The 26,627-nt window shown below is 60.2% G+C and carries 24 protein-coding genes; 7 read left to right on the top strand and 17 right to left on the bottom strand.

Going from position 1 to position 26,627, the window contains the following annotated elements; genetic code table 11:
* Window positions 1-84: 84 nt before the first annotated feature.
* The 12 genes from K7H22_RS04135 to K7H22_RS04080 all read right to left on the bottom strand — a co-directional run bounded on the left by K7H22_RS04135 (window position 85) and on the right by K7H22_RS04080 (window position 13,667).
* Window positions 85-1,140: a branched-chain amino acid ABC transporter permease gene (locus K7H22_RS04135; RefSeq protein ID WP_230799477.1), complete on the bottom strand. Its 1,056-nt coding sequence runs from the start codon at window positions 1,138-1,140 to the stop codon at window positions 85-87.
* A 1-nt stretch (window position 1,141) separates the two neighbouring features.
* On the bottom strand, window positions 1,142-2,173 hold the full coding sequence (locus K7H22_RS04130) for a branched-chain amino acid ABC transporter permease (RefSeq protein WP_230799476.1): 1,032 nt from the start codon (window positions 2,171-2,173) through the stop codon (window positions 1,142-1,144).
* Window positions 2,174-2,198: 25 nt separating this feature from the next.
* Window positions 2,199-2,924: an ABC transporter ATP-binding protein gene (locus tag K7H22_RS04125; RefSeq protein ID WP_230799475.1), complete on the bottom strand. Its 726-nt coding sequence runs from the start codon at window positions 2,922-2,924 to the stop codon at window positions 2,199-2,201.
* Window positions 2,917-3,681, bottom strand: coding sequence for an ABC transporter ATP-binding protein (locus K7H22_RS04120; protein WP_230799474.1), 765 nt, complete (start codon window positions 3,679-3,681; stop codon window positions 2,917-2,919). The genes K7H22_RS04125 and K7H22_RS04120 overlap by 8 nt, the downstream gene beginning before the upstream one ends.
* Before the next feature lie 100 nt (window positions 3,682-3,781).
* The gene (locus tag K7H22_RS04115; RefSeq protein ID WP_419248147.1) at window positions 3,782-4,903 is read right to left on the bottom strand and encodes a substrate-binding domain-containing protein; all 1,122 of its coding nucleotides are present in this window, start codon (window positions 4,901-4,903) and stop codon (window positions 3,782-3,784) included.
* Window positions 4,904-5,115: 212 nt separating this feature from the next.
* The gene (locus K7H22_RS04110; protein WP_230799472.1) at window positions 5,116-5,859 is read right to left on the bottom strand and encodes an SDR family oxidoreductase; all 744 of its coding nucleotides are present in this window, start codon (window positions 5,857-5,859) and stop codon (window positions 5,116-5,118) included.
* Between the two features lie 28 nt (window positions 5,860-5,887).
* Window positions 5,888-7,342 carry an aldehyde dehydrogenase family protein gene (locus K7H22_RS04105; protein WP_230799471.1) on the bottom strand — a complete coding sequence of 485 codons (1,455 nt, stop codon included), beginning with the start codon at window positions 7,340-7,342 and terminating at the stop codon, window positions 5,888-5,890.
* A gap of 12 nt (window positions 7,343-7,354) precedes the next feature.
* Window positions 7,355-8,947 carry an ABC transporter ATP-binding protein gene (locus K7H22_RS04100; protein WP_230799470.1) on the bottom strand — a complete coding sequence of 531 codons (1,593 nt, stop codon included), beginning with the start codon at window positions 8,945-8,947 and terminating at the stop codon, window positions 7,355-7,357.
* Window positions 8,944-9,789, bottom strand: a complete 846-nt coding sequence (locus tag K7H22_RS04095; protein WP_230799469.1) for an ABC transporter permease — start codon at window positions 9,787-9,789, stop codon at window positions 8,944-8,946. Before K7H22_RS04095 ends, K7H22_RS04100 begins: the two co-directional genes overlap by 4 nt.
* Window positions 9,786-10,733, bottom strand: a complete 948-nt coding sequence (locus K7H22_RS04090; protein WP_230799468.1) for an ABC transporter permease — start codon at window positions 10,731-10,733, stop codon at window positions 9,786-9,788. Before K7H22_RS04090 ends, K7H22_RS04095 begins: the two co-directional genes overlap by 4 nt.
* Before the next feature lie 137 nt (window positions 10,734-10,870).
* On the bottom strand, window positions 10,871-12,355 hold the full coding sequence (locus tag K7H22_RS04085; protein WP_230799467.1) for an ABC transporter substrate-binding protein: 1,485 nt from the start codon (window positions 12,353-12,355) through the stop codon (window positions 10,871-10,873).
* Window positions 12,356-12,383: 28 nt separating this feature from the next.
* The gene (locus tag K7H22_RS04080) at window positions 12,384-13,667 is read right to left on the bottom strand and encodes an acetylornithine deacetylase/succinyl-diaminopimelate desuccinylase family protein (protein ID WP_230799466.1); all 1,284 of its coding nucleotides are present in this window, start codon (window positions 13,665-13,667) and stop codon (window positions 12,384-12,386) included.
* An 86-nt stretch (window positions 13,668-13,753) separates the two neighbouring features.
* Here K7H22_RS04080 and K7H22_RS04075 point away from each other — a divergent pair, with 86 nt between their 5' ends.
* Window positions 13,754-14,308, top strand: a complete 555-nt coding sequence (locus K7H22_RS04075; protein WP_230799465.1) for a PAS and helix-turn-helix domain-containing protein — start codon at window positions 13,754-13,756, stop codon at window positions 14,306-14,308.
* Here K7H22_RS04075 and gph read toward each other — a convergent pair.
* The 4 genes from gph to K7H22_RS04055 form a co-directional block, all read right to left on the bottom strand.
* Window positions 14,289-14,957 carry a phosphoglycolate phosphatase gene (gph, locus tag K7H22_RS04070; protein ID WP_230799464.1) on the bottom strand — a complete coding sequence of 223 codons (669 nt, stop codon included), beginning with the start codon at window positions 14,955-14,957 and terminating at the stop codon, window positions 14,289-14,291. The genes K7H22_RS04075 and gph overlap by 20 nt on opposite strands.
* Window positions 14,954-15,646, bottom strand: a complete 693-nt coding sequence (gene rpe / locus K7H22_RS04065; RefSeq protein WP_230799463.1) for a ribulose-phosphate 3-epimerase — start codon at window positions 15,644-15,646, stop codon at window positions 14,954-14,956. The genes gph and rpe overlap by 4 nt, the downstream gene beginning before the upstream one ends.
* A gap of 57 nt (window positions 15,647-15,703) precedes the next feature.
* Window positions 15,704-16,783: a class II fructose-bisphosphate aldolase gene (gene fba, locus K7H22_RS04060; RefSeq protein ID WP_230799462.1), complete on the bottom strand. Its 1,080-nt coding sequence runs from the start codon at window positions 16,781-16,783 to the stop codon at window positions 15,704-15,706.
* A 70-nt stretch (window positions 16,784-16,853) separates the two neighbouring features.
* Window positions 16,854-17,816, bottom strand: coding sequence for a class 1 fructose-bisphosphatase (locus K7H22_RS04055; protein WP_230799461.1), 963 nt, complete (start codon window positions 17,814-17,816; stop codon window positions 16,854-16,856).
* 228 nt (window positions 17,817-18,044) lie between these two features.
* Here K7H22_RS04055 and K7H22_RS04050 point away from each other — a divergent pair, with 228 nt between their 5' ends.
* Genes K7H22_RS04050 through K7H22_RS04040 form a run of 3 tightly spaced genes read left to right on the top strand, consistent with a single transcriptional unit; the run spans window position 18,045 to window position 21,350 of the window.
* A complete protein-coding gene (locus K7H22_RS04050) occupies window positions 18,045-18,809 on the top strand; it encodes an SDR family NAD(P)-dependent oxidoreductase (RefSeq protein WP_230799460.1) in 765 nt (254 codons plus the stop codon).
* A gap of 4 nt (window positions 18,810-18,813) precedes the next feature.
* Window positions 18,814-20,526 (top strand): long-chain-fatty-acid--CoA ligase, encoded by a 1,713-nt coding sequence (locus K7H22_RS04045; RefSeq protein WP_230799459.1) that lies wholly within the window; start codon window positions 18,814-18,816, stop codon window positions 20,524-20,526.
* Complete coding sequence (locus tag K7H22_RS04040; protein ID WP_230799458.1) at window positions 20,523-21,350, top strand: IclR family transcriptional regulator; 828 nt, start codon at window positions 20,523-20,525, stop codon at window positions 21,348-21,350. The genes K7H22_RS04045 and K7H22_RS04040 overlap by 4 nt, the downstream gene beginning before the upstream one ends.
* Window positions 21,351-21,354: 4 nt before the next feature.
* On the opposite strand, the gene K7H22_RS04035 is transcribed toward K7H22_RS04040, so the two are convergent.
* Entirely contained in the window at window positions 21,355-22,320 is a 966-nt protein-coding gene (locus K7H22_RS04035; RefSeq protein WP_230799457.1) for an NADPH:quinone oxidoreductase family protein, read from the bottom strand.
* A gap of 192 nt (window positions 22,321-22,512) precedes the next feature.
* On the opposite strand from K7H22_RS04035, the gene K7H22_RS04030 reads away from it, so the two are divergent.
* The 3 genes from K7H22_RS04030 (at window position 22,513) to K7H22_RS04020 (ending at window position 26,627) form a co-directional block, all read left to right on the top strand.
* Window positions 22,513-24,144, top strand: coding sequence for a long-chain-fatty-acid--CoA ligase (locus K7H22_RS04030; protein WP_230799456.1), 1,632 nt, complete (start codon window positions 22,513-22,515; stop codon window positions 24,142-24,144).
* Between the two features lie 165 nt (window positions 24,145-24,309).
* A complete protein-coding gene (locus tag K7H22_RS04025) occupies window positions 24,310-25,488 on the top strand; it encodes an acyl-CoA dehydrogenase family protein (protein WP_230799455.1) in 1,179 nt (392 codons plus the stop codon).
* Window positions 25,485-26,627 carry an acyl-CoA dehydrogenase family protein gene (locus tag K7H22_RS04020; RefSeq protein WP_230799454.1) on the top strand — a complete coding sequence of 381 codons (1,143 nt, stop codon included), beginning with the start codon at window positions 25,485-25,487 and terminating at the stop codon, window positions 26,625-26,627. Before K7H22_RS04025 ends, K7H22_RS04020 begins: the two co-directional genes overlap by 4 nt.

The following is a 26,627-nucleotide window of genomic DNA, read 5'->3' as shown; positions in this document are numbered from 1 at the left end:
TCTCCCGAAAACCCGCCCTGCGTGACATGTGCCCAAGAAATGTGCAAGATGTGAAAAGTGCTGCAGATATTCTGGCGCAAGGCCTTAGCGTTGCATCCGCAGACGCCCGACAACGCCGGTCGGAAAGAAATAGATGCTGAGCACGAAAAGCACCCCCAGCCATAGAAGCCAGCGATCCGGATCAAGCAGATCCGGCAGGATCGGCAGACCTTCGACCGCGCGGGAAGCCGTGCCCATGATACCTTGCAAATAGTTCTGCGCCAGAACCAGAAGCGTGGCCCCGATCACTGCGCCGTACATCGTGCCCATGCCGCCAATCACAACCATCAGAAGAATATCAATCATGATATCAAAGCTTAGTACCGTATCCGGTCCGACATAGCGCAGCCAGATCGCGTAGAGCGAACCGGCCAAGGCCGCCACCGCAGCCGAAATGCAGGTTGCTCCGGTGCGGTAGGCGACAACCCGAAAGCCCACGGCCTCGGCGCGGAAATCATTCTCGCGGATCGCCTGCAACACGCGTCCGAAAGGCGAGTTCACAACCCGCAAAAGGATCAGGAAAAGCAGCAACGCGCCACTGAAAACCAGATAGTATGCCAGCAAGCGCCCGTTCAGGTTTGCGCCCAGAAAACTGTCGCCAAAACGGAAGGCGGGGGTCAACTCGCGCGGGATCAGATAGGTCAGACCGTCCTCTCCGCCTGTGATCGACGACAACTGGCTGACCAGAACAGCCACAGCCGAGGCGACTGCCAGGGTGATCATCGCGAAAAAGATCGCGCGGACCCGCAAGCTGAACAGACCGATGAGGAACGCCAAGGCTGCTGCGGCAAGCGCGCCGGTCAGTGATCCGGTCAGCATCGCATCCCAGCCGCGCCCCATATTTGTGCTGGACAGCGCCACGCCATATGCGCCCATCCCGAAAAACATCGTATGAGCGAAACTGACGATCCCGCCATAGCCCAGCATCAGATCATATGAGGCGACCAGCACGATAAAGACGCAAATCCGCGCCGCAGTATCGACAGAACGGACACCTGGAAACAGGAACGGGGCAAAAGCCAGCGCGATAAAGACCAGCCCGAGGATCACCGCCAGAACAGTGCTACGGGGCAGATCGCCGGAAAGCAGCTTCACGATCATCCTATTTCGCCTTCACAACAGGTATCATGCCTTGGGGGCGCCACATCAGGATCGCGACCATCAGTCCGATATTCGAAATCAGCGCTAGTTTGGGTTCCAGAAAAGCCACATAATTCTGCATCAGCCCCACCAGCAGCGCACCGATGAAACATCCCTCGACGCTGCCCAACCCGCCTATGATGACGACGATAAAGATCAGCACCATGATCTGCTGGCCCATATGGGCGGTGATGACCTCTTGATAGAGGCCCCAGAGCACACCACCCAGACCCGCAAGCGCCGATCCGGCAATGAAAACGCCCACAAAGACCAGCCGCAGACGATAGCCCAGCGCCTCGACCATCTCGCCATTCTCGACGCCCGCGCGCACGATCAGACCCACTTTGGTATGGCGCAGGACATGCCGCATCGCCAGAAACAGCACTAAACCCAGTCCTACCGCGACAAGCCTGTATTTCTCGACCGCAGCCCCCCAGAAGGTGACAGCGCCTTTGAGTGCCTCTGGACGTGTCAGGAAAATCTCTTCCGGTCCCCAAAGGACGATAATCAGTTGCTCGACAACGATCAGGCCGCCCATCGTGACCAGAATCTGCTTGAGATGCGCGCCGTAGACCGGTTTGACGATCACCCGCTCGAAGGCCCAACCCAAGGCGCCCGTAGCCAGCATCGCGGCGATTACAGCGACGAGCATGGCGGTCAGATTGAGCAGCAGTGATGGGGCCTGCGTCATGTGACCCAGCATCAAAAGCACCGTGATGCCGATAAAGGCACCAACCGAAATGAAGACGCCATGCCCGAAATTGATGACATCCATCAGACCGAATACCAGCGTCATGCCGGACGCCATGATAAAGATCATCATCCCCATCGCCAGCCCGCTGACTGTCAGTGTCAGCCAGCTTGAGGTGGACGGAATCGCGATCAGCCCCGCAACGACCAGAAGCGGAACCAGTGCGAAAGGGATCAGCGGGGCCAGCCTGTCGCGCAGCGCGGCTTGCGCCATACGCGGTGCATGTTCGGGGGCATGTGTCATCAGTTTCCCTTCCAGTCCGGCATTCTTAACCCTCGGCTTGGACGTTCAGGCCCATCAACCGCTCTTGCAAACCGGCGTCCCGTGCCAGTTCGGCCATCTCGCCAGCCCAGATCACGCGGCCATCATCCATGACCACGGCGGCGTCACCCAAGGCGCGGGCCACGGCGAAATTCTGTTCGACCAATAAAAGGCTGGACCCTTGGTCCTTCAACTCTCGCAGAGCCCGCGCCATCGTGGCGATGATCGCAGGGGCAAGGCCCTTTGTCGGCTCGTCGATCAGGTACAAACGCCGCTCTTCGATCATGGCACGTGCGATGCTCAACATCTGTTTCTGCCCGCCCGACAGCGTTCCGGCCTGCCCTCTCCAAAAGGTTTTGAGTGGGGGAAAGACGGTAAACAACCAGTCCAGCCTTGCCGGATCGGGCTTGCCTCTACAAGCGGCGAGCACCATGTTCTCCTCCACCGTCAAATCCGAGAATATCCCCATATTCTCGGGCACATAGCCCACGCCCATCCGTGCAATTGCCGAGGTGGGCAACTGTGTGATGTCCATGCCGTCCAAGGTGATTGTCCCGCCAGAGGCCCGCCAGTGCCCCATGACAGTTCGCAAAGTCGTGGTCTTGCCCACCCCGTTGCGCCCCAAAAGCATGGTGACCTGCGCGCGCGGCACGACCAGATCGACACCCTGCAGGATATGGTACTGCGCGATATTGGTGTGGACGCCAGCCAGCGTCAGAATCGGATCAGACATCGGCCAGATCCTTGCCCATATAGGCCTCTTGCACCACGGCCGATGCCATCACCTCGGCGGGTGGACCGTCTGCGGCCAGCGCCCCGTTATGCAATACAATGATGCGGTCAGCCAGACTGCGGATCACATCCATCTTGTGCTCGACCAGCAGGATCGTGCGATCGGTCTGCGCCTTGAGGTCGGCAATCAGGTCCAGCACGACGGGCGCTTCATCCACGCTCATGCCTGCGGTGGGTTCGTCAAACATGTAGACCAGCGGATCAAGCGCGATCAGTAGCGCCACTTCCAGCTTGCGCTGATCCCCGTGGCTGAGCGCCGACACGGTCTGACCGGCGCGGTCCAGCAGACGCACGCGCGCCAGAACCGCCTCGGCCTGTTCGGTCAGATCATGCAGGGATGCGGCCATTGTCAGCAGGCGAAATCCGGTTTTGCTGCGTGCCTGCATCACAAGACGCACGTTTTCCAGCACGGAGAGGTTCGGGAACAGATTGGTTAACTGGAACGCGCGCCCGATGCCCAATGCCGTGCGCTGCGAAACCGACGCGCGGGTGATATCGCGCCCGTCAAGCGCGACGCGACCGGATGCGGCGGGAATCTGGCCCGAGATCAGGTTGAAATAGGTTGTCTTGCCTGCGCCGTTCGGACCGACAATGGCCGTCAATTCGCCACTGCGAAAGGCACAACTCACGCTGTCGACGGCGACATGACCACCAAACCGTACAGTCAGATCGCGGGTTTCAAGCAGCACCCTGCTCATTTCTGTTCCTTCCGCAGCGGGTTGGCAGGCCCGCCCCAAGCTGGCAGCCGGGGACGGGATTGTCTGGTATCAGGTATCGTGGCATTGCAGCGGGCTTGGTTTACCCGCCGTTACGGATCGGGATGGGCAGATCGTCGATCGTCAGTTCCCGCACCAGTTCGGGGATCGCCCATTCGACGCCGTCTTCAACCTTGATACGGAAGTGGTACATCGACTGAAGCGCCTGATGGTCCTCGGCGCGGAACATCATCTTGCCCTTGGGCGTCATCCATTCCATGCCTTCCATTGCGGCAATCAGCGCCTCGGTATCGGTGCTGCCCGCTTTGCGGATCGCCTCGACCACCGCGATCCCTGCCGACATTCCACCCGCCGTGAAGAAATCGGGTGGAGAGCCGAAACGCTCCTGATGGGTCTTGACCAGCCAGTCATTCACTTCGTTTTTTGGGTTCTCGTAATAGTAATAGGTCGCCCCCTCCATGCCGGGGAATTCCTTATAGGCCGACAACGCCGCAAGGATGTTCCCACCTGTCGCCATCTGGATACCGAAACGGGACGGGTCCATGGCCTGGATCTTGCTCATCGGGTTGTTGCCACCCGCCCAGATCACAAACAGCTTCTTGTCGCCCTCGACATCCTTCATCGCATTAAAGATCCGCTCGGCCGCCGCTGTGAAATCGGTGGCATCGGTCGCGGCATATTCCTCGTGAACGATCTCGGCCCCGGTCCCGTCCAAGGCTTCGCGGAAGGCAGCAATCCCGTCGCGACCAAAGGCATAGTCTTGCGCCAGCGTCGCGATCTTCACATCCGGTCCTGCCAGCGCAATCGCGTTGGATACGGCATCCTGAGAGCTGTTGCGCCCTGTGCGGAAGATGTAGCGGTTATAGTTCTCGCCGGTAATACTGTCGGCCACCGCAGGTTCGACGATCAGGATTTTTTCGTATTCCTCGGCCACCGGCAACATCGCCAGTGCGACACCTGAACTGACAGGCCCGACCGCGATATCGGCATTGTCGTCGCCGTAAGCCTCCTCGAGCAGCGCCTTGCCGATCTCGGGCTTGAGCTGGGTGTCTTTCTCGATCACGACGATTTTCTCGCCGTTGATCTCCATTGTGCCGTCTGTGGCATATTCCAGCCCCAGCATCAGCCCGTCATGCGACTGCTTGGCATAGGCCTCAAGCGCGCCGGTCTTGCCGTAGATATGGGCGATACGGATTTCCGCCATCGCGGCCGAGGTCAGCGCCAGACTGGACACAACCCCAAGAATTAATGAGCGTTTCAAAAGCAACTCCTCCCCTTGCGGCACCGGCGCTGCTCACCGGCGCATGGGGTTATCTTGGGCAGGCGGGCAATTTCATGTCAATAACGGAAACGTGATATTGGGCTGACCAAGCGTAAGAACCGGCCCGCAGAAAGCCACGGGCCGTGTCTTCGTGATCAGATGCAACGCCCGCCATCGACTTCCATCGCAACGCCTGTGATCATCCGCGCCTCGTCGGAGCACAGGAAACAGGCGGCGTTACCCATATCTTCGGGCGTCGAGAAACGGCCCAGAGGGATCGTCGACAAGAATTTCGCGCGCATTTCGGGCGTATCCTCGCCCATGAACGAGGCCAGCAACGGCGTCTCGCCCGCCACCGGGCAGATCGCATTCACGCGCAGCTTGGACGGGGCCAGTTCAACCGCCATCGTTTTGGTCGCTGTGATCATCCAACCCTTGGAGGCATTGTACCAGTTCAGTCTGGGGCGCGGGCTGAGGCCTGCAGTCGATGCGACATTCAAGATCGCGCCGCCAGCGGCCTTCATATGCGGCACCAGTTCACGCGCCGTCAGATAGACCGATTTGCAATTCACCGCGAAAACACGGTCGAATTCTTCCCCGCTTACCTCTTCCATGGGTTTGGGCAAATGCGTGATGCCCGCATTGTTCACCAGAATATCAACCTGCCCGAACTCCTTGATCGCATATGCGGCCATTTCTGCCACGCTGTCGCCATCGGCCACATTGCAGCCGAAGGACAAAGCCCCGTTGCCGACCTCTTCGGCCATCGACGCCGCACCGTCGGCGTTGATATCCACCACCAGCACGCGCGCGCCTTCATCTGCGAATTTACGCACAATACCCGCGCCAAAGCCGCTGGCGCCGCCGGTCACGATCGCTGTCTTTCCTGAAAGTCTCATATTTGTGTCCTTTGTGTTTGTTGCAGGATCAGCCGTGAAAAGCCGCGACGGTTTTCAGAACGGTGAATCCATACATCGCCTCGAAGCCCTTTTCCCGGCCATGGCCGGATTTGCCCATGCCGCCGAAAGGAAGCTCCACACCGCCGCCTGCACCGTAGTTATTGATGAAAATCTGCCCCGCGCGGATACGTTTCGCCATCCGCATCTGGCGCGCGCCGTTCTGGCTCCAAACGCTGGCGACCAGGCCGTAATCAGTGCCGTTGGCGATTTTAACCGCTTCTTCCTCGTCGTCGAAGGGGATGATCACCTGAACGGGGCCAAAGATTTCATCCCGCGCAAGGCAGTGATCGGGGCTGACGCCCGCGAACAGCGTAGGCTTGACGTAATTGCCGCCGTTAGGTGCGTTCAGCAACTGGCCCTGTCCGGCGACCTGCAGATCAGCACCCTTGTCGATAAAGCCGCTGACAAGGCTTTTCTGCTTGGCCGAGATCAGCGGCCCCACATCCAGATCATCCATCGCACGGCCCACTTTCAGCGCATCATAGCGCGCGGCCATCTTCTCGACGACCTGATCATAGATCGCCCGCTGCACCAGAATACGCGACGATGCGGAACAGGTCTGCCCTGCGTTCTGTATCCCCGCATTGACCAGAAACGGTAGCGCCGCCGCGATGTCGGCATCCTCAAACACCACCTGCGGGGATTTACCCCCCAGTTCCAGCGTCACAGGAATCACGTTGCGCGCGGCAGCTTCCTGCACCATCACGCCTGTCCCGACCGATCCGGTAAAGCTGATATGATGCACGCCTATATGCGCGGTCAGGGCCGCACCCGCCTCGCTGCCAAGCCCCGGCACCACGTTCAGCGCCCCGTCGGGCAGGCCCGCAGCCTTGGCCATCTCGGCAAAGGCAAGCGCGGTCAGGCAGGCGTCCTCCGCCGGTTTCAACACGCAGGCGTTGCCCGTGGCAAGCGCCGCCCCGACCGACCGCCCGATGATCTGCATTGGATAGTTCCAAGGCACGATATGGCCCGTTACCCCATGCGGTTCGCGCAAAGTATAAACGGTATAGCCGTCCAGATAGGGGATGGTTTCGCCATGCAGCTTGTCCGCTGCGCCGCCGTAGAACTCCATATAGCGCGCCAAGGCCACCGCATCGGCGCGCGCCTGCTTGAGCGGCTTGCCCACATCCATCGCCTCGATCCGCGCCAGATCGTCAACGCGTTCCAGCACCATGCGGCCCAGCGTCATCAGGATGCGACCACGCTCTGCCGCACTCATCCTTCCCCAAGGTCCATGTCGCGCCGTCTCGGCTGCGGCCACGGCCGCGTCGATATCCGCACTGGCACCGCGCGCGATCTGGCCGATCACCTCGCCGGTCGATGGATTCTCAAGTGGCAGGTATTGCCCACCCGAGGGCGCCACCCACTGCCCACCGATCAGGCATTTGGACGGGTCGAACCACAGTCCCAGATCATCGCTCATTGTCGTTCCTCCTCAGGCGGCATGCGTATCCGGCAGACGGGGCGTCGCCGAAAGCAGTTGTTGTGTATAGGGATGGGTCGGCGCATCAAAAATCAAAGCGGTATCGCCCTGCTCGACGATCTTGCCCGCCTGCATCACCAGCACACGGTCGGTGACCTGCCTTACAACCGATAGATCGTGGCTGATGAACAGATAGGTCAGGCCCATGCGGTCCCCCAGATCGGCAAGAAGGTCCAGAATCTGGGCGCGGATCGAAACATCCAGCGCCGACACCGCCTCGTCCAGAATGATCAGGTCGGGTCTGATGATCAGCGCCCGCGCAATCGCGATCCGCTGGCGCTGCCCGCCGGAAAACTCGTGGATGTATTTATGCCGGTCATCCGCCGTCAGCCCCACGCTTTCCAGCGCCTCGGCAATCGCCGCATCACGGGCAGCACCTTGTGGCGGAGTATCCAGCAGATAGAACGGCTCGCTGACCAGACGGTCCACGCGGTGGCGTGGGTTGAAGCTGCCGTAAGGGTCCTGAAACACCACCTGCATGCGGCGACGCACCGCGCGATTGGCCTTGTGTCCGGTGAAGACGGACTGCCCATCCAGCAGGATCTCGCCCGCCTGCACCTCTTCCAGCCCCAAAATGGCGCGTGTCAGGGTGGATTTGCCACAACCGGATTCACCCACCAACCCCAAGGATTCCCCGCGCCGGATCTGGAAGCTGACATCGTCCACGGCACGGAACGTGCCCGGCTTGCCCCAGATTCCCCTGCGTGCGGTTGCATAGTCGCGGATCACACCGCGCACCTCCAGTAGCGGCACCTCTTGCGGCTGTGCCGCGCGGTCGGGCTGATGCGTCGACGCCGCGAGCAGCGCCTTCGAGTAGGGATGCTGCATCGTGCGGAACAGATCAGGCGAGGGGCCAGTTTCCACCACTGAACCATGCCGCATGATCACCAGATGATCCGCCATATCGGCGACCACGGCCAGATCATGGGTGATCATCAGCAGACCCATCCCGTCTTCCTGTACCAGCCGCTTGAGCAGCTTGAGGATCTGCGCCTGCGTCGTCACGTCCAGCGCTGTGGTCGGTTCATCCGCTATCAGAAGTTTGGGCCGCAAGGCAATCGCCATGGCGATCACGACCCGCTGGCGCTGTCCGCCCGAAAGCTCATGCGGATAGCGTGACATTGGGAAGCGGTCCTCGGGCAGTTCCACCCGGGCCAGAGCTACCCGCGCCCGCTCCTGCGCCTCGGCTTTCGACACTTTTTCGTGGACCCTGATGGTCTCGGCCACCTGATCGCCGATCGTCTGGATCGGGTTCAACGCGGTCATCGGTTCCTGAAAGACCATTCCCATGGTCCGCCCGCGCAAATGGCACAGCTCTGCCTCGGACAGGCGCAGCACATCCTGCCCGTCCAGCTGCACAGACCCGGCTGCTCGCGCCCCTTCCGGTAGCAATTGCATCACGGCCAGCGCGGTCATGGATTTACCGGACCCGCTTTCGCCGATGACCCCCACGATCTGACCCGCCTCAACGGTCAGCGACACATTATGCAGGATATCAAAGCTATGGATGGACAGGTTCAATCCCTCGATCTGCAACAGGCTCATCTGCGGTCCCTCCTGATGCGCGGGTCGAACAGATCGCGCAATCCGTCGCCCATCAGGTTCAGCCCCAGCACCGTCAGCAGGATCGCCATGCCGGGAAAAATCGCCATATGCGGCGCGATCGAGATCATCGTCTGGCTGTCGGCCAGCATCCGCCCCCAACTGGGGATCGGTGGCTGCGCGCCAAGCCCGACATAAGACAAAGCTGCCTCGGCCAGAATTCCAAGACTGAACTGGATCGTCCCCTGCACAATCAGCAGATTGGTGACATTGGGCAGGATATGTTCGGCACTGATCCTGACCGCACCCTTGCCGGCCACGCGCGCCGCCATCACATAATCGCGGGTCCACAAACTCAGCGCCGCGCCGCGCGTCAGACGCGCGAAGACGGGGATGTTGAATATCCCGATGGCGATGATCGCATTCAGCGCCGAGGGGCCGAACACAGCGGTAATCATGATGGCGATCAACAGTGAGGGAAATGCAAAGACCAGATCATTTCCGCGCATGATCACCTCGTCCAGCAGACTGCCGCGTCTTACCGCCGCCGCAAGGCCCAGCGGTACGCCAAGGCCCATGCCGATCACCACGGCCACTACCGCCACGGCGATAGATGTGCGCGCACCCACCATGATCATTGACAGGATATCACGCCCGAAATGATCCGTCCCCAGCGGGTGCGCTGCCGAGGGTGGCTTCATCCGTTCGGGTATATTCATCAAGCCCACATCCTGCGGCACCCAGGCAAAGCTGACCAGCGCGGCGCCCACGAAGACCAGTGACAGCAGCAAACCGATCACCAGCGTCCGGTTGCCCAGCGCCACTCGCAAGACAGCCGCGCTCATCGCCGTCCCCTCAGGCGTGGATCAACCGCAGCATAGGCCAGATCGACGGCGAAATTGACCATGATCACGGCAAAGACCAGAAGCATCACGACGGATTCCACCACGATCAGGTCGCGCGCCGAAATCGCCTGAAACACCAATCGCCCCAGTCCGGGCAGGAAGAACACATTCTCGATGATGATCGCACCGGCCAGCAGGAAGGAAAACTGCATCCCGATGATTGTCAGCACCGGAATCATCGCATTGCGCAGTGCATGGCGCCACAGAACCTGCCGACGCGTCAGCCCCTTGGCGCGGGCGGTGCGGATGAAATCCTCGGACAATGTGTCCAGCAGGCTTGAGCGCATGACACGGGTCAGGATGCTGGCCTGCGGTAGCGCCAGCGCGATGGCAGGCAGGGTCAAGCTTTTCATACCGGCCAGAAACCCCTGTTCCCATCCAGCAAAACCGCCTGCGGAGAACCAGCCCAGATTGATGGCAAAGACCAGCACCATCAGCATGGCAAACCAGAAATTCGGGATCGCCACGCCCAGCTGGGTCACGCCCATGACACCCATGTCAGCGGCAGAACCGCGCCGCGATGCCGCCCAGACACCCGCCGGAAAAGCGATCACGGTGCTTAAGGTCAGGGCATAAGCCGCCAGTGGCAGGCTGATCCACATCCGGTCACCGATCATCTCGGCCACTGGTGTGCGATAGGTGTAGGACGTGCCAAAGTCACCGACCAGCATCCCGCCCACCCATGAGGTGTAGCGCTCGAATACCGATCCGTTAAGTCCCAACTGGTCGCGCAAAGCGGCCAGCGTGTCGGCTTGGGCATTCATTCCCAGCATATAGGCCGCGGGATCGCCAGGCACGACCTCGATCGCCAGAAAGATCACCAGACTTGCCACAGCCAGCGAGATCACCAGCGAGACCAGCCGTTTCAGCACATAGCGCAGCATTCGCCCCGTATCCCGCCCAGACGTGGCCGATCCGCCTGCCGCCCGGGCGCCCTCTGCTTCTTCTTGCTCAAAATATCCCCGCCGGAGGCGTCCCCGCGCGCAGTCCGCGCGAGGGGCTTCCGCAGGTCAGTGACCGGTCATTCCTGCCAGTAGACAGCGGTCAGATCATTGGCTTGTGTGGGCATGTTTTCCCACAAACCGACAACCTTGGCATTGGCCACACGCAGGGCGGCCAATTGGAAAAGATAGCCATTCACATAGTCAGCCGAGATTTTCTCCTGCGCCTGTTTCATCAGGGCGCTACGGGCCGCAGGGTCGGATTCGGCCGTCAGATCCGTCATGATCTGCTGAAAATCCGCATCGTCATACTGGAAGTAATATTCCGGATTGCCATAGATGCCGATATCCATCGGCTCGGTGTGGCTGACGATGGTCAGGCCGAAATCCTTACCGGTAAAGACCTGCTCCAGCCATTGCGCCCATTCAAGGTTGCTGATCTCTGTCTCGATCCCCACAGCGCGCAGCTGTGATGCGATGATCTCGCCTCCGCGCCGCGCATAGGCGGGGGGCGGCAGTTTCAGCGTGGTGGTGAAACCATCCGCGAAACCTGCCTCGGCCAGCAGTGATTTGGCCAGTTCGGGATCATAGGCGGAATTGGCTGTCAGATCGACGTAGTCAGGGTGATGCGGTGCGAAATGTGTGCCGATCGGTGTGCCATAGCCGAACATCGCGCCATCAATGATGGCCTGACGATCAATCGCATGGGCCAGCGCCTTGCGGACGCGGACATCGTCAAACGGTGCCTGCTTGTTGTTGGTGGACAGGATTGTCTCGCCTTCGGTCGAGCCGATCAGCACCTGAAAGCGCGGGTCGGCATCAAATTGCGGCAGGTTCTCGGGTGCGGGAAAGCCCACGAAAGCATGCACGTCCTCGGCCATCACCGCCGCGAATGCTGCAGTCGGATCGCTGATAAACTTGAAGGTGGCGCGGTCCAGCTTGGCAGGCTCGCCCCAGTAATCGGGGTTCTTGACGATATCGATCCGGTCGCCCTGCACCCAGTTGTCAAACTTGAATGCGCCGGTTCCGACCGGATTGGTCTTGATATTCTCGATGCTTTCCGGTGCCACGATCACCGCATCGCCCCAAGCCATGTTGAACAGGAAGGATCCGTTTGCAGCCTCCAGCGTGACCTTGACGGTTTGCGGGTCCACCACCTCGACGTCAGTTATTCCGGCAAACAGCGCCTTCTGGGCGTTCGCGGAATCCGCCGCGCGCGCACGGTCGAGGCTGAATTTCACATCCTCGGCGTCCATCGTGCTACCGTCATGGAAGGTGACACCCTCGCGCAGCTTGAACGTGTAAACGGTGCCATCTTCGGAAATCTCCCAGCTTTCGGCCAGTCCGGGATTGACCGCACCATCGGGGCCAAAACGGGTCAGGCCCTCGAACACATTGGCATAAAGTACCTCGTCGATGGCGCCTGCGGCGGCGCTTGTCGGATCAAGATGCGGTGGCTCCAGTTGCATACCGACGACGATATCCGTCTTTGCCTGCGCCATGCCCACGCCGGCCACCAGCGCCAGCATACTCGCCATGCCGCGCGTCACGTTCACATGTTCCATTCCGAAATCTCCCTGTTTTGCGGCGCGTTCATGCGCGCGCCAGTAGTGCGATCAGCGACCGTCCCATCACCTTTGCAGAATCCAGCATATCATCCACACCGACATATTCATCCGGTTTATGCGCAAGGTCCAGAATGCCGGGGCCATAGGCAATGCAATTCTTCAGCTTGCCAATACGGTCGATGTGTTTTTGGTCGTAAGTCCCTGGAGAAACAACATATTCTGCTTCAAGTCCCAACGTGTCGGAAATCGCCTTGGCTACAACCTGCACAACGGGGGCAGATTTTTCGGTCATAGTTGGCAGAACACTGTGCAATTCGGTGACGTCATAGCGAAAAGTCGCGCGCCGTTCGGCGACGTTGCGCAAGACCTGCATCACCTCCTCGCGAACCTCGTCGATATTCTCCTCGATCAGGAAACGCCGGTCGATCACCATGCGGCAACTGTCCGGCACACACGGCGCTGGCAGACCGGTATAGTCATCCTCCTGCTCGTTCTCGCCTCCATGGACCGAGTTGATGTTGAGCGTCGACTGTTTGGCCCCGTCAGGCACCACCGGCATACCCGTGCGTTTGAGCGCCAGCGCTGGAAAGAGTGTATCTTCCATCTCGGACATGACCGCCCCCATGTGGCGCACGGCGCAATCGCCAAGGAAGGGCATGGAACCGTGGGCGATCTCGCCATGCGTCTCGATCTCGGCCCACCAGACCCCGCGATGCCCCAAGCAGATACGGTCCTTGTTCAGCGGTTCGGGGATAATGACATGCTGCACCCGTTCGGGGCTAAAAAATCCCTTTTCGGCCAGATAGGCCACGCCGCCGAAACCGCCCGATTCTTCGTCTGCCGTGCCGCTGATCTCGATGGCTCCAGCAAAATCGGGACAGACAGCCAGAAACGCCTCGGCCGCGATGATGCTGCAAGCCAGCCCGCCCTTCATATCGCAGGCTCCGCGCCCGTAGATCTTGCCGTCTTTCAACTCGCCTCCGAACGGATCGGTCGTCCAGCCGCGTCCGACCTCGACTACGTCGATATGGCTGTTGAAATGCACACATTCCCCTGTGTAGACGCCCTCGCGTCGCGCCACGATGTTCCAGCGCGGATACTTGTCACTGTCGCCAGGGGTGCCATATGCCCGCACCATTTCTGTCTGAAAGCCCGAGGCAGACAGCCGCCTGTCGAGATATTCGCAAATCTCCAGATAGTTGTTGCCCGGAGGATTGAGCGTCGGAATGCGGATCAGATCCTGCGTCAACGCGATCAGATCATCGCGCCGCGCCATCACGGCCTCGTCCAACCTGTCTGACAGGGGCATCGGATGCATCCTTTTTTCTTGCTTCGGCAGATGCAGCATGCTTTGCCGCAACTACGGTATCAATACCGTAAAACCACGGTGCTGCTTTGGACGAACTGGACCAGATTACCCGCCTTGCCTTTGATCACGCGCCCGTCGGCATCGTGATGACGCGCCACCGCGTGATCGAGCGGTGCAACGCCACCTTCTGCGATTTGTCAGGCTATCCTGCGACGGCGCTTCTGGGCCAGAGTTTCCGTATGCTCTATGGCACGGAGGCCGAGTTCATTCAGATCCGCGATATCGGGCTGGAGCCGATGCGCCAGAGCGGGGCCTATTCGGACGAGCGTATGCTGCGCCATGCGGGGGGCTATGCGGTCTGGTGCCGCTTTCGTGCCCGCACCCTTACCCCCGATGATCCGCTGGCGCGCATCGTGATGAGTTTTGCGCCCCTCGAAGGGCGGCGCGAAGGCCCTGCCCTGACACCACGGGAACGACAGGTGGTGACATGGCTTGCGCGTGGCAAGACAAGCAAGGAGATTGCACAAGTCCTTGGGCTTTCACCGCGCACAATCGAGGATGTGCGCGCCCGTCTCATGCGGAAATATCAGGTCCGCAATACAGGGCTGCTGCTGGCGCGGTTCAGCGATCTTGGCCAGTGACGGCAAAGGCCTCGGCCACGATATCCGGCAGCGTGTCGAAATGGTCGAAACGCCAGCGTTGCGGCACCTTGTCATGCGGGATGTGGCAATAGCCCTGCGTGAAAAAGGCAAAGTCCACCCCAGCATTCTGCGCAGTTTCGGCATCGACCTCGCTATCGCCCACATAGAGACTGGACGCTTCGCCCAAAGCAGCAAAGGCGTATCGCAATGGCGTTGGAGCGGGTTTCTTGACGCTCAGGCGGTCACCGCCCACAACCGCATCGAACAGATGCGCCATCTTGAAGTGATCCAGCACCTTGCGCGCAGGCTCTTCGGGTTTGTTTGTGCAGATGCCCAGACGGTGCCCGTCGGCCCGCAACTGAGTCAGTACAGGGATAACGGCAGGATAAACCCGCGTCAGATTATTGGACGCAGCATTGTAATGCATCAGAGTCGTATCTGTCAGACGCGCATGATCCGCCATGTCGATGCCGCGCATGCCCATCGCGCGCTCCACAAGATTTGGCAGACCGCGACCAATGAACGAGATCACCTCGGGCAGATCAAGCGGGGCATGGCCCGCATCCACAAGTGTTCGGTTGATCGCCGCACGGATATCCGGCGCGCTGTCAATCAGCGTGCCGTCCAGGTCAAAGACAATCGCACTCACCCGCGCGCCGATGGTATTGCGTTGCGGATATCGCGCATGTTCTGGCCATATGTATCAGGGTTGTCGACCGATCCGCCCTTGAACACAGCCGATCCCGCCACCAGAACATCCGCCCCTGCAGCCACAACCAGAGGCGCTGTTTCAGGGGTGACGCCACCATCAATCTCGATATGGATCGGTCGGTCCCCGATCATCGCGCGCAGCTTGGAGACCTTGTCGATCTGACTATGGATGAACTTCTGCCCGCCGAAACCGGGGTTCACCGTCATCACGCAGACCATATCCACCATATCCAGCAGATATCCCACGGCTTCAGCCGGCGTGCCGGGGTTCAGCGCGACACCAGCCTTGGCCCCGTTCGCACGGATCGCCTGCATGGTGCGATGGATATGCGGACCCGCCTCGACATGCGCCGTAATGATATCCGCGCCAGCCGTGGCATAGGCCTCGATATAGGCGTCCACCGGCGAGATCATCAGATGCACATCCATCACCGTGGTGACATGCCGCCGGAACGCCGCCACTGCAGGCGGGCCGAATGTGAGGTTCGGCACGAAATGCCCGTCCATCACATCGACATGCACCCAGTCCGCGCCCTGCGCCTCGATCGCGCGGATCTCGGCACCGAAATTGGCAAAATCCGCCGAAAGGATCGACGGCGCGATCTTGATGGACCGGTTAAAGCTCATACCGTCTCTCCAAATCTGCTTCTTCTTGCTTCAAATATCCCAGCCAGACCGCCGCGATCATGCCGCCTTGCTGCCCGCTGCGCGCGGGTCCAGCTTTCCAGCCGCATAAAGTGCTGCCATATCGTCCATGCTGATCACCTTGATCGCGCTGGCATGACCCGCCGTGCCGAAGCGCTCGAAGCGGTCGCGGCACAGGTCTTCCATTTCTTTCATCGCGGGGATCATGAATTTGCGCGGATCGAACTCGCCCGGCTTTTCCATCGCGACCTTGCGGAACTGGCCGGTCAGCGCCATGCGGCAATCGGTGTCGATATTGACCTTGCGGACGCCCATCTTGATGCCGCGCTCGATCTCCTCGACGGGCACGCCATAGGTCTGGGGCATCTGCCCGCCATGGGCGTTGATCAAATCCTGCAGATATTGCGGCACTGAACTGGAGCCGTGCATCACCAGATGCGTATCGGGCAACTTGGTATGGATCGCCTCGATCGTGGACATGGCAAGGATCTCGCCATCCGGTTTGCGGCTGAATTTGTACGCACCGTGGCTGGTGCCGCAGGCAATGGCCAGCGCGTCACATTTGGTTTTCATCACGAAGTCGACCGCCTGATCGGGATCGGTCAGCAACTGGTCATGGCTCAGCTTGCCGACAGCGCCCGATCCGTCTTCCTCACCGGCTTCTCCGGTCTCCAACGAGCCCAGAACGCCCAATTCGCCCTCGACCGAGGCGCCAACATAATGCGCGGCCTGCGTGACGCGGCGCGTAATCTCGACGTTATACTCGAAGGATGCAGGCGTTTTCATATCTTCCTCAAGGCTGCCATCCATCATCACGGATGTGAAACCGTGACGGATCGCGCTCAGGCAGGTGGCGTCGTTATTGCCATGGTCCTGATGCATGCAAACCGGAATACCCGGATACATCTCGGAGAGGGCCTGCACGATGTGGCGCAGCATGATGTCGCCTGCATATTTGCGCGCGCCTTGGCTCGCCTGCAGAATCACGGGGGCGTCTACCGCCTTGGCCGCGCGCATGATCGCCAGACCCTGTTCCATATTGTTGATGTTGAAAGCGGGCACACCATAGGAATGCTCGGCTGCGTGATCCAGAAGTTGACGAAGTGTAATCAGTGCCATTTGAATAAGTCCCTCAAGGTCGACATGTCATTGCGCCGTGCGGCGCCCGTATAGGCTGCAGCCCGGCCATTCAGCCCACTGCATCGAAATATCCAGCCACCTGGCGCACCTTTTCGGGGCTACCAAAGACCAGTGGCATGCGCGCGTGCAACGCGTCTGCCGCCTGTTCCATGATCGGCCTTTGTCCGTCGGTCGCCATACCGCCCGCCTGTTCGATCAAAAAGGCGATCGGTGCCACTTCATAGACCATACGCAAACGGCCCATTTCATAGCCCGGACGCGCATCGCCGGGGTATAGGAAAATGCCGCCGCGCGTCAGGATACGGTGCGCCTCGGCCACAAGCGAGGCAACCCAGCGCATATTGCTGTCCTGCCCGTGCGGGCCTGTTTTGCCGGCCTGACAGTCCTCGATATAGTTGCGGATCGGCGCTGCCCAGTGGCGGTGGTTCGATGCGTTGATCGCGTATTCGCGCGATTGCGCCGGTGTTTGTAGCGCCCCGTTAACCAATTCGAACTGCCCTGTTGCTGTGTCCAGCACAAACATCAGCGTTCCCTTGCCGAATGTCACGACAAGGCAACACTGCGGGCCGAAGATAATATAACCGCCAGCCACCTGTTCCGATGCGGGGCGCAGGAAACTGGCCTCGGCACCTGTCTTGGCCTCGAAGATCGAAAAGATCGTACCGATCGAGACATTGACGTCGATATTGGATGACCCGTCCAGCGGATCAATCGCAAGGGCGAACCGTCCCTCGGGGTTGAGAGGCACCACGGTGTCCTGTTCCTCGGACGCATACCAGCGCACGGATGTGGCGCGCAGCGCTGCCGCGAACATGTCATCCGCCAGCACATCCAGCGCTTTTTGTCCGTCGCCGCCCGCATTTTCGCCCACAGCATGACCCAGTGACTGCCCAAGCGGGCCCCGCGCGATGATCCGCGACAGATCGATACCCACGGTGCACAGGGCCGACATGATCGGCGCGAGATCGTCGGGGATCAATTCGCTGGACAGGACTGTATCATTCTCGGCCATGTTGGTTCCGAATCCTCGCATTCTGCAGGCACAGCTTGTGCGGCTTGCCGGTTCGGCCCCTGATTATCCGAAGTTGCGCGCAAGGAAAATCCAATATCCTGTCTGAGCGGGATTCTGGTGCAAATTCCTGCCATGCCGAAGCAGTCCCGACCTGCGGAAAGTAATTTCGCACAGTTGATCCAGCCTTGTCTTTGTGCAAGCCTTGGTAAAACGGGACGGGAGGACCGGGTGAGATTTAAGGACAAGGTTGCGCTGGTCACCGGCGCATCGGGGGGGATCGGTCAGGCCACCGCGTATCGACTTGCCTCGGAAGGGGGCTGCGTCGTGATGGTTGATCTGCATGATTGCACGCTTCCGGATCAGGACAGGCCGCATCTGGCCTTGCGCTGTGACGTGGCCGACGAAGCGGCTGTCATGGCTTGTATCCATACCGTTCTGGACAGGTTCGGCAAGATCGACGTGCTGTGCAACAATGCTGGGATCACCTGCACCCATGCGCCGATCACAGAGATCGACAGCGCCGATTGGATGCGTGTGATGGGGGTGAACCTGTTCGGTACGGCGCATTTCATCAAGCATACCGCGCCTGCAATGATTGCCGCCGGCCATGGCGCTATCGTCAATACGGCGTCTGTCGCGGGTATCCGGTCGGGTGCGGGCGGCAATGTCTATTCCGCCTCGAAAGCGGGTGTTATCAACCTGACCCAGACGACCGCCTGCGATCTTGGAGGCTATGGCATCCGCGTCAATGCGGTCTGCCCCGGCCTGATCGAGACAGGTATGACGCAGCCGATTTTCGACTATGCGCGCAGCGCGGGCAAGGAAGACCGGCTGGGTGCCCGCTGCGAATTGCGCCGCTACGGAAAACCCGAAGAGGTCGCTGCCGTGATCGCCTTTCTGGCCAGCAATGACGCCAGTTATATCACCGGACAGGCCCTGCCCGTCGATGGGGGCAATACCGCCTCACTGAACCTTCCAGGGATGAAAGTTTGAACTTATGCCGATGATGACCCGCCATTACACTGTCTGGCCACCAGGTGTCCCCAAGTCGCTGGACGCGCCTGAACGCACACTTTTTGCCAATCTGGCCGAAACAGCCGCGCGCCATCCCGACCGCAAGGCGCTGGTCTTCTATGGCCGCGAATGGACCTATGCGGCCATGCTTGCCGATGTTGAAAAACTTGCCGGCTGGATGCAGGTCAAAGCGGGGATCGGCAAGGGTGACCGCGTTCTTCTATGTGTGCAGAACAGCCCGCATTTCGTGATCGCTTATTTCGCGACCTTGCGGGCGGATGCGGTCGTGGTGCCAGTCAATCCGATGAGTAAGGGGGCCGAACTGGAGCATCTGGCGCGCGACACCGGTGCGCGGCTGATGCTGGGCGGACAGGAAGGGCTAGCAGATTCCCGTCCGCTGATCGCTGCCGGCCTTTTGGACAATGTGCTGGTAGCGACCTATGCCGACATGACCACGCCGATGCAGGATGTTCCCCTGCCCGAGGCGCTTGCGAACCTGAACGCCGCCGATGTCGAAGGTCAGGGCCTGACCCGTTGGCAGGATGCCCTGGACGCAGGGCATAGGCCAGGCCCGCATCTGGCAGGGCCGGATGATCTGGCGGTGATTCCCTATAGTTCGGGTACAACAGGTCAGCCAAAGGGCTGCATGCACAGCCATCGCACCGTGATGGATACCGCGTGGGGCGGGCAGGTCTGGAATCCCTCGACGAAGGAAGATGTCCATCTGGCCACACTGCCCTTCTTTCACGTGACCGGCATGCAGGGTGTGATGAACGGCCCTGTCATCAAGGGCGGCTGCATCGTTATCCTGCTTCGCTGGAACCGCACCCACGCGGCGCGTCTGATACAGCGTTTCCGCGTAACGCGCTGGCGCTCGATCACCACAATGGCGATTGACCTTGTGAACGACCCAAATGTTGCCAGCTACGACCTGTCCAGCCTGAAATCCATCGGCGGCGGCGGCGCGTCCATGCCCGAGGCGGTGGCGAACAAACTGCACGCGATTACCGGGCTGGACTACATCGAAGGCTACGGCCTGTCAGAAACCATGGCCGCCACGCATACAAACCCCGTACATGCGCCGATGCGACAGTGTCTTGGCATCCCGATGTTCGACGTAGACAGCCGTATTCTTGCGGTCACGGACGGCACCGACTTTGGCAAAGAGCTTGGTCCAAACGAGGTCGGGGAGATCGTTACCCATGGCCCGCAGGTGTTTCTGGGCTACTGGAACAATCCCGAAGCCAGCGCAGAAGCGTTTCTGGAAATCGACGGCAAGCCGTTCTTCCGCACCGGCGATCTGGGATTTTATGACGAGAACGGCTATTTCTTTATGGTCGACCGCGTCAAGCGGATGATCAATGCCTCCGGTTTCAAGGTCTGGCCCGCCGAGGTGGAAGCGCTGATGCATCGCCATCCCGATATTGTCGAGGCCTGCGTGATCGCCAGCCCCGATCCGAGACGCGGCGAGACCGTGAAAGCCTGTGTCGTTACATCATCCGCTGCCCGCGACCATTTGACGGGACAGGATGTGATAGACTGGTGCAAAACCCAGATGGCTGCGTATAAGTGCCCGACAAAGGTGGAGTTTGTGGACAGCCTGCCGAAATCGGGGACCGGAAAGGTGCTGTGGCGCGCTCTGACCGAAGCCGAGTTTGCACCACCAAGCAAAAGCAAGACAGGAACAGAGCCGTGAGGAAAAGAACAGCCGAGCAAACGCCGGAAGTGGACGAGAAGGAATATGGCGATGACCGCCAGTTCGTGACGGCCCTGCATCGCGGTTTGGACATCCTGCGCGCTTTTACACCGCAGGACCGCTCGGGCCTTGGCAACCGTGATCTGGCAGACCGGACCGGCCTGCCGAATTCGACAGTATCGCGGCTCACCTATACGCTGCTGAAACTGGGCTATCTGGTTTACGACGAGGGCACGGGGCGCTACCGCATGGGCGTGCCTGTCCTCAGCCTTGGATATGCCTGTCTGGGCGGGCTGAAGGTGCGCGAGACCGCACAACCTCTGATGCAGCAACTGGCCGACGATTGCGGCGACGGCGTGATGGTGGCACTTGGTGGTCGTGATGACCATTCCATGACCTATGTCGCGTGCGCGCGGGCCGTGCGGGGGATGATCTCGCTCCAGCTCAATGTCGGGTCGCGGATATCGCTGGCACGCTCTGCGATGGGGCGGGCCTATATCGCGGGCACAAGCGAGACCGAGCGCGAGCAGATTATCGAAATGATCCGCGAACGCACTGCACCCGAGCATTGGCCCCGCATCCGTGACGAGATCGCGGATGCCGCAGAACAGATCCGGACGCGCGGGTTTTACGCCAATATCGGAGGCTGGCAATCCGATGTGAATTCGGTCGCCGTTCCCTATCGCTCGCCACAGGGCGATGTGCCAATGCTGGCCTTCAACCTTGGTGGCCCCGCCTATATCCTGTCGCGGGAACGGATAGAAACCGAGTTTGGCCCGCGCTTGCTGGAGATGGTGCAGAAGGTGGGCCGGATTGGGGCATGACCCCTCAGGGGATTAGTGCGATCTTGCCGACTGCACCGCGCCCCAGCACGCGAGTCAGCACCTCTGCCGCGTCGGCCAGTGGATAGCGCCCTTCGATCAGCGGCTTGACCTTTCCCGCCCGATACCAACCCAGCAACTCTTGCATGTTTTCCGCGTAGACCTGCGGTTCGTTGCGCGTGAAGTTGCCCCAGAACACGCCGACCACGCTGAATTCCTTGACCAACGCCAGATTGACGGGAAACTTCGGAATTTCGCCACCTGCAAAGCCCACGATCAACAGACGCCCGTTGCGGCCCATCGACCGCGCGCAAGCGTCGAAGGCATCACCACCGACGGTATCAAAGACGACATCGACGCCTTTGCCCCCCGTCATGGCCTTCAACCGATCCTTGAGGTTCTCATATCCGATCGCCTCATCCGCGCCATTGTCGCGCGCGATGGCGCGTTTCTCGTCGCTCGATGCGACAGCGATCACCCGCGCTCCCATAATCTTGCCAATCTGGATCGCCGCCACGCCCGTGGCCCCTGCAGCCCCCAGAACAACCAGCGTTTCACCCTGCTTGAGCGCCGCGCGTTGTTTCAGCGCATGATGCGAGGTGCCAAAGGCCACGAGCAAGGCACAGGCATCGGCTGCATCCATATCGCCGATTGGAAAGACCAGCTTTTCCGACGCGCCCACCTGTTCGGCATAGCCGCCCAGCGAACAGATCGTGGCCACCCTGTCCCCGACCTTGAGGCGCTTGACCTCGGGGCCTACGCTTTCAACTACGCCTGCCGCTTCCATCCCCGGCACGAAAGGATGTTCGGGCCGCATCTGATAGAGACCCTGCACCAGCAGCCCGTCGGGATAGTTCACCCCTGCCGCCTCAACACGGATCACGACCTGATCACCTGTCGCCTGCGGGTCGGGAACATCTCCGAACTCCAAGTGGTCCAAAGGGGCGAAGGCATTACAGATAATCGCTTTCATGGCTTTCTCCTTGGTGAACGGGGCCGCAGTATGCAGTTCGCACCAGCCTAGGCAGGCGGATTGCAGCCTTCAAGCGCCAAGGCAGAATGACGCAGCGGAAAACCTATGTCCTGTCTGTGTGTTTTGCCTTTGGCAAAGCCGATCTTAACGCTAGGCTCCGGTCAACATGAACGCGAATGGGAGGAGAACCAAATGCAGGGCATGATGATGAACAGGCCGCTGATGATCAGCGACATCCTGACCTATGCTGCCGAGGCGCACCCTAAGGCCGAGATCGTATCAGTACGGACCGAAGGTGATGTGCACCGCCAGACCTATCCTGAAACGCTGGCGCGGGTATCGCAACTGGCCCATGCCCTTTTGGGAATGGGTATCGAGAAAGGCGACCGAGTCGCGACACTGGCATGGAACGGCTACCGCCATTTCGAGTTGTACTATGCGATTTCCGGCACAGGTGCGATCTGTCACACGATCAACCCGCGCCTGAGCGCCGAGCAGATGACCTATATTGTCGAACATGCCGGCGACAAGGTATTGTTCGTTGACCTAACCTTTGTGCCGATCCTTGAAGGGCTGAAGGACCAACTGCCGCAAGACCTGATCTATGTGATCATGACCGACCGCGCGCATATGCCGGAAAACGGGTTGAACGCGCTGTGCTACGAAGACTTGCTGGAAGGCCAGCCCACCAGTTTCGACTGGCCCGTGTTTGACGAGAATACCGCATCCGGCCTGTGCTACACCTCAGGCACCACTGGCAATCCCAAGGGCGCGCTTTACTCGCACCGTTCGACCCTGCTGCACGGCTTGATGATCTCGCTGGTGATGGGATCAGCCTTCCCCGAAGGAGCCAAGGTGCTGCCCGTGGTGCCGCTGTTCCATGTCAACGCATGGGGTCTGCCCTATGCCGCCCCGATGGTGGGGCTGTCGATGGTGATGCCGGGGCCTGCGCTGGACGGGCCCAGCGTTTTCAAGCTGATGGATAATGAAGGCGTCTATTCCGCATGGGGCGTGCCGACCGTCTGGCAGGGACTTCTGGCCGAGATCAAGGCACAAGGTCGTCTGCCCAAAGGCTTTGGCGATGTGATCGTTGGCGGATCGGCAGCCCCCCGCGTGATGATCGAGGCATTCGAGAAACTGGGCGTCAATGTCGGCCATGCATGGGGCATGACCGAAATGAGCCCGATCGGCACCCACGGCAATATGCCTACATGGGTCAGGCAGCTTCCCTTTGACAAGATGATCGACGCGAAGGCCAAGCAGGGCCGCCGTGTCTTTGGTGTGGACCTCAAGATCGTAGGGGATGACGGCACCCGCCAGCCCCATGACGGTAAGGCCGTGGGCGAGTTATATGTGCGCGGCAATACCGTGGTCTCGGGATATTTCAAAAACGAGGAAGCTACAAAAAAGGTCATTGATTCCGAAGGCTGGTTCGGGACCGGCGATATCGCCTCGATTGATCCTAACGGATTTTTGTCGATTCAGGACCGCTCGAAGGATCTGATCAAGTCAGGGGGGGAATGGATCAGCTCGATTGATCTGGAAAACGTGGCCATGTCGCATCCTGCCATCGCAAGCTGCGCCGCCATCGCGATGCCCCATCCGAAATGGGACGAAAGACCGGTTCTGATCGCAGTGGCGGCAGGCGGTGACAAACCCGGCCTTGGGGATATTCACACCCATATGGAAGGGCATTTCGCCAAGTGGCAATTACCCGATGATATCGTCTGGGTGGACGCACTGCCGCTGACCGCCACAGGCAAGGTGTCGAAGCTGACATTGCGCCAGCAATTTGCGGATTACAAACTGCCGGATTTGCGCTGAGCATGAACCGTGGTGCGGTGCGGTCAGACGCGCTGCACCGTTCATCACGCAACGGAAGGTCTGACCACTGACGAGGTGCGCTTGACGGTAATTGCAATATGATGTTGCCTTGCATCTGTGAAATTCATTTCCGCATTGCGAACATAAAACCAAGGGAGGGGTGATATGTCCGACGCAACCGAAGCTCTGGCCGCGTTCCGCGCCGATATCTCCGCATGGATCAAGGACAATTGCCCTGCCTCTCTGCTGGGCCGCGCATTCAACGAAAATTCGATTGTCTGGGGCGGTCGCAAATGGAGCTTTGCAAATGACGATCAACGGATCTGGCTTGAGCGCGCCGTCAAGCGCGGCCTGACCGCACCGCGCTGGCCTGTGGAATTCGGTGGCGGAGGCCTGAGCCGCGCACAGGAAAAAATCTTCCGCGAGGAAATGACCGCAGCCGGCGCGCCACCACCGTTGCAAAGCTTCGGCTTGTGGATGCTGGGCCCTGCCTTGCTGGAATTCGGGAATGATGCACAAAAGGCTGAACACCTGCCAAAGATAACGCGCGGCGAAATCCGTTGGTGTCAGGGGTATTCGGAACCGGGCGCTGGCTCTGATCTGGCCAATGTGCAAACAAGGGCCGAGGACATGGGGGATCACTGGCTAGTCAGTGGCCAGAAAATCTGGACATCCTATGCGGATCAGGCCGACTGGATCTTTGCGCTGGTCCGCACCGACCGCGACGCGCCCAAGCACAAGGGCATATCCTTCATGCTGATGGATATGGACACGCCCGGCATCACGACCCGTCCGATCCGCCTGATCTCGGGCAAGTCGCCATTCTGCGAGACATTTTTTGACAACGTCAAAGTCCCCAAGGAACAGCTTGTCGGCGAACTGAACCGCGGTTGGGATATCGCGAAATATCTGTTGACCCATGAACGCGAGATGATCGGTGGCGGGGGTCAGGGACTACTGGGTGCGCGTTCGGTCGCACAGATAATTGCCATGCAAGAGGGCGAATTGCTGGCCGATCCTGTTTTGCGCGCCGAGGCGATGCAGACCGAAGTGGACACGCTGGCCTTTGGCCTGACAATGGAACGCTACAAGGATCAGGCCGAGGCGGGGCGCGGGGTGGGCAATGCCAGTGCGATGCTGAAATACTACGGCACCGAATTGAACAAGCGCCGCTACGAACTGATGATGGCGACCGCTGGCAGCGACGGGCTGGAATGGGACGGAGCGCATGGTGGGCTTGCGCCGGAATGGTTGCGGACCAAGGCCAATTCTATTGAAGGCGGCACCTCGGAAGTCATGCTGGATATCATCGCCAAACGTGTTCTGGAGATGCCGGGCCAATGAAAGACGCCGCACAAACCCTGATTGATACCGAAGACGAGGTCATGCTGCGCGACGCCGCGCGTGGTTTCTTGGCGGAAGCCTCGCCCGTATCTGCCTTGCGCGCCAACCGTGATGCTGGCCGCGCCCATGATCCGGCACTCTGGGCAGACATGGCGCAAATGGGCTGGACCGGTGTTCTGGTGCCCGAAACGGCCGGTGGCGCGGATATGGGGCACCGCGCAGCTGGCATTCTGGCCGAGGAAATGGGTCGCGTATTGGCGGCATCGCCCTTCCTGTCATCCGCTGTGATCGCGGCCACTGTCTTGCGACAGGCAGGCCCCGCCGCACAAGGTGCCTTGCAAACCATTGCAGCAGGACGGGCAACATATGCGCTGGCCCTCGACGAAGGCCCGAAGTTCGCGCCCGCGGCCACAGCGATGCAGGCCGAACGGCAAGGCAATACGTTCCGTCTGACCGGCACAAAGGCTTTTGTGGCCGACGGCACAACTGCAAGCCGCGTGCTGGTTCTGGCGCGCACATCGGGTGCGGCGGGCGATCCCGAAGGCCTGACCCTGTTCGATCTTGACGCCAGCCTTGCCGGACTGGACCGGCAGGCGCTGTCGACCATCGACAGCCGCGATCATGCGCGGCTTGTCTTTGACGCGGTCGCGGTAACAGGCGACGATATCATTGGCGATCTGGACAACGGGTTGGTAGCCTTGCGTCCGGGGCTTCAGGCGGGCCAGGCCGCTCTCGCTGCTGAACTGACTGGTCTGGCAGGTGGCGCCGCAGCGATCACGCTTGGTTATCTGAAAGAACGCAAGCAGTTCGACCGCACCATCGGCAGTTTTCAGGCGCTCCAGCACCGCGCCGCACATCTTTGGTCCGAGATCGAGGTGACAGCCAGCGCAATCGCGAATGCTGGCCGTGTGCTGGACAATGCGCCCGATGACGCGGCGCTTGCCGTGTCTCTGGCCAAAGCACGTGCCGCGCAGACCGCGAAACTGGCCGTATCCGAAGCTGTGCAGATGCATGGCGGCATCGGCATGACCGATGCCTATGACATCGGCTTTTTCATAAAACGCGCCCGCGTCGGGGCCGAATGGCTGGGCGATTATGGCTACCATGCTGCGGTGATCGGCGCCGCGCGTGGTATTTGA

This window comes from Seohaeicola saemankumensis, assembly GCF_021021435.1.
GTDB lineage: Bacteria > Pseudomonadota > Alphaproteobacteria > Rhodobacterales > Rhodobacteraceae > Seohaeicola.
This window is presented reverse-complemented; position numbering and strand designations above follow the sequence as displayed.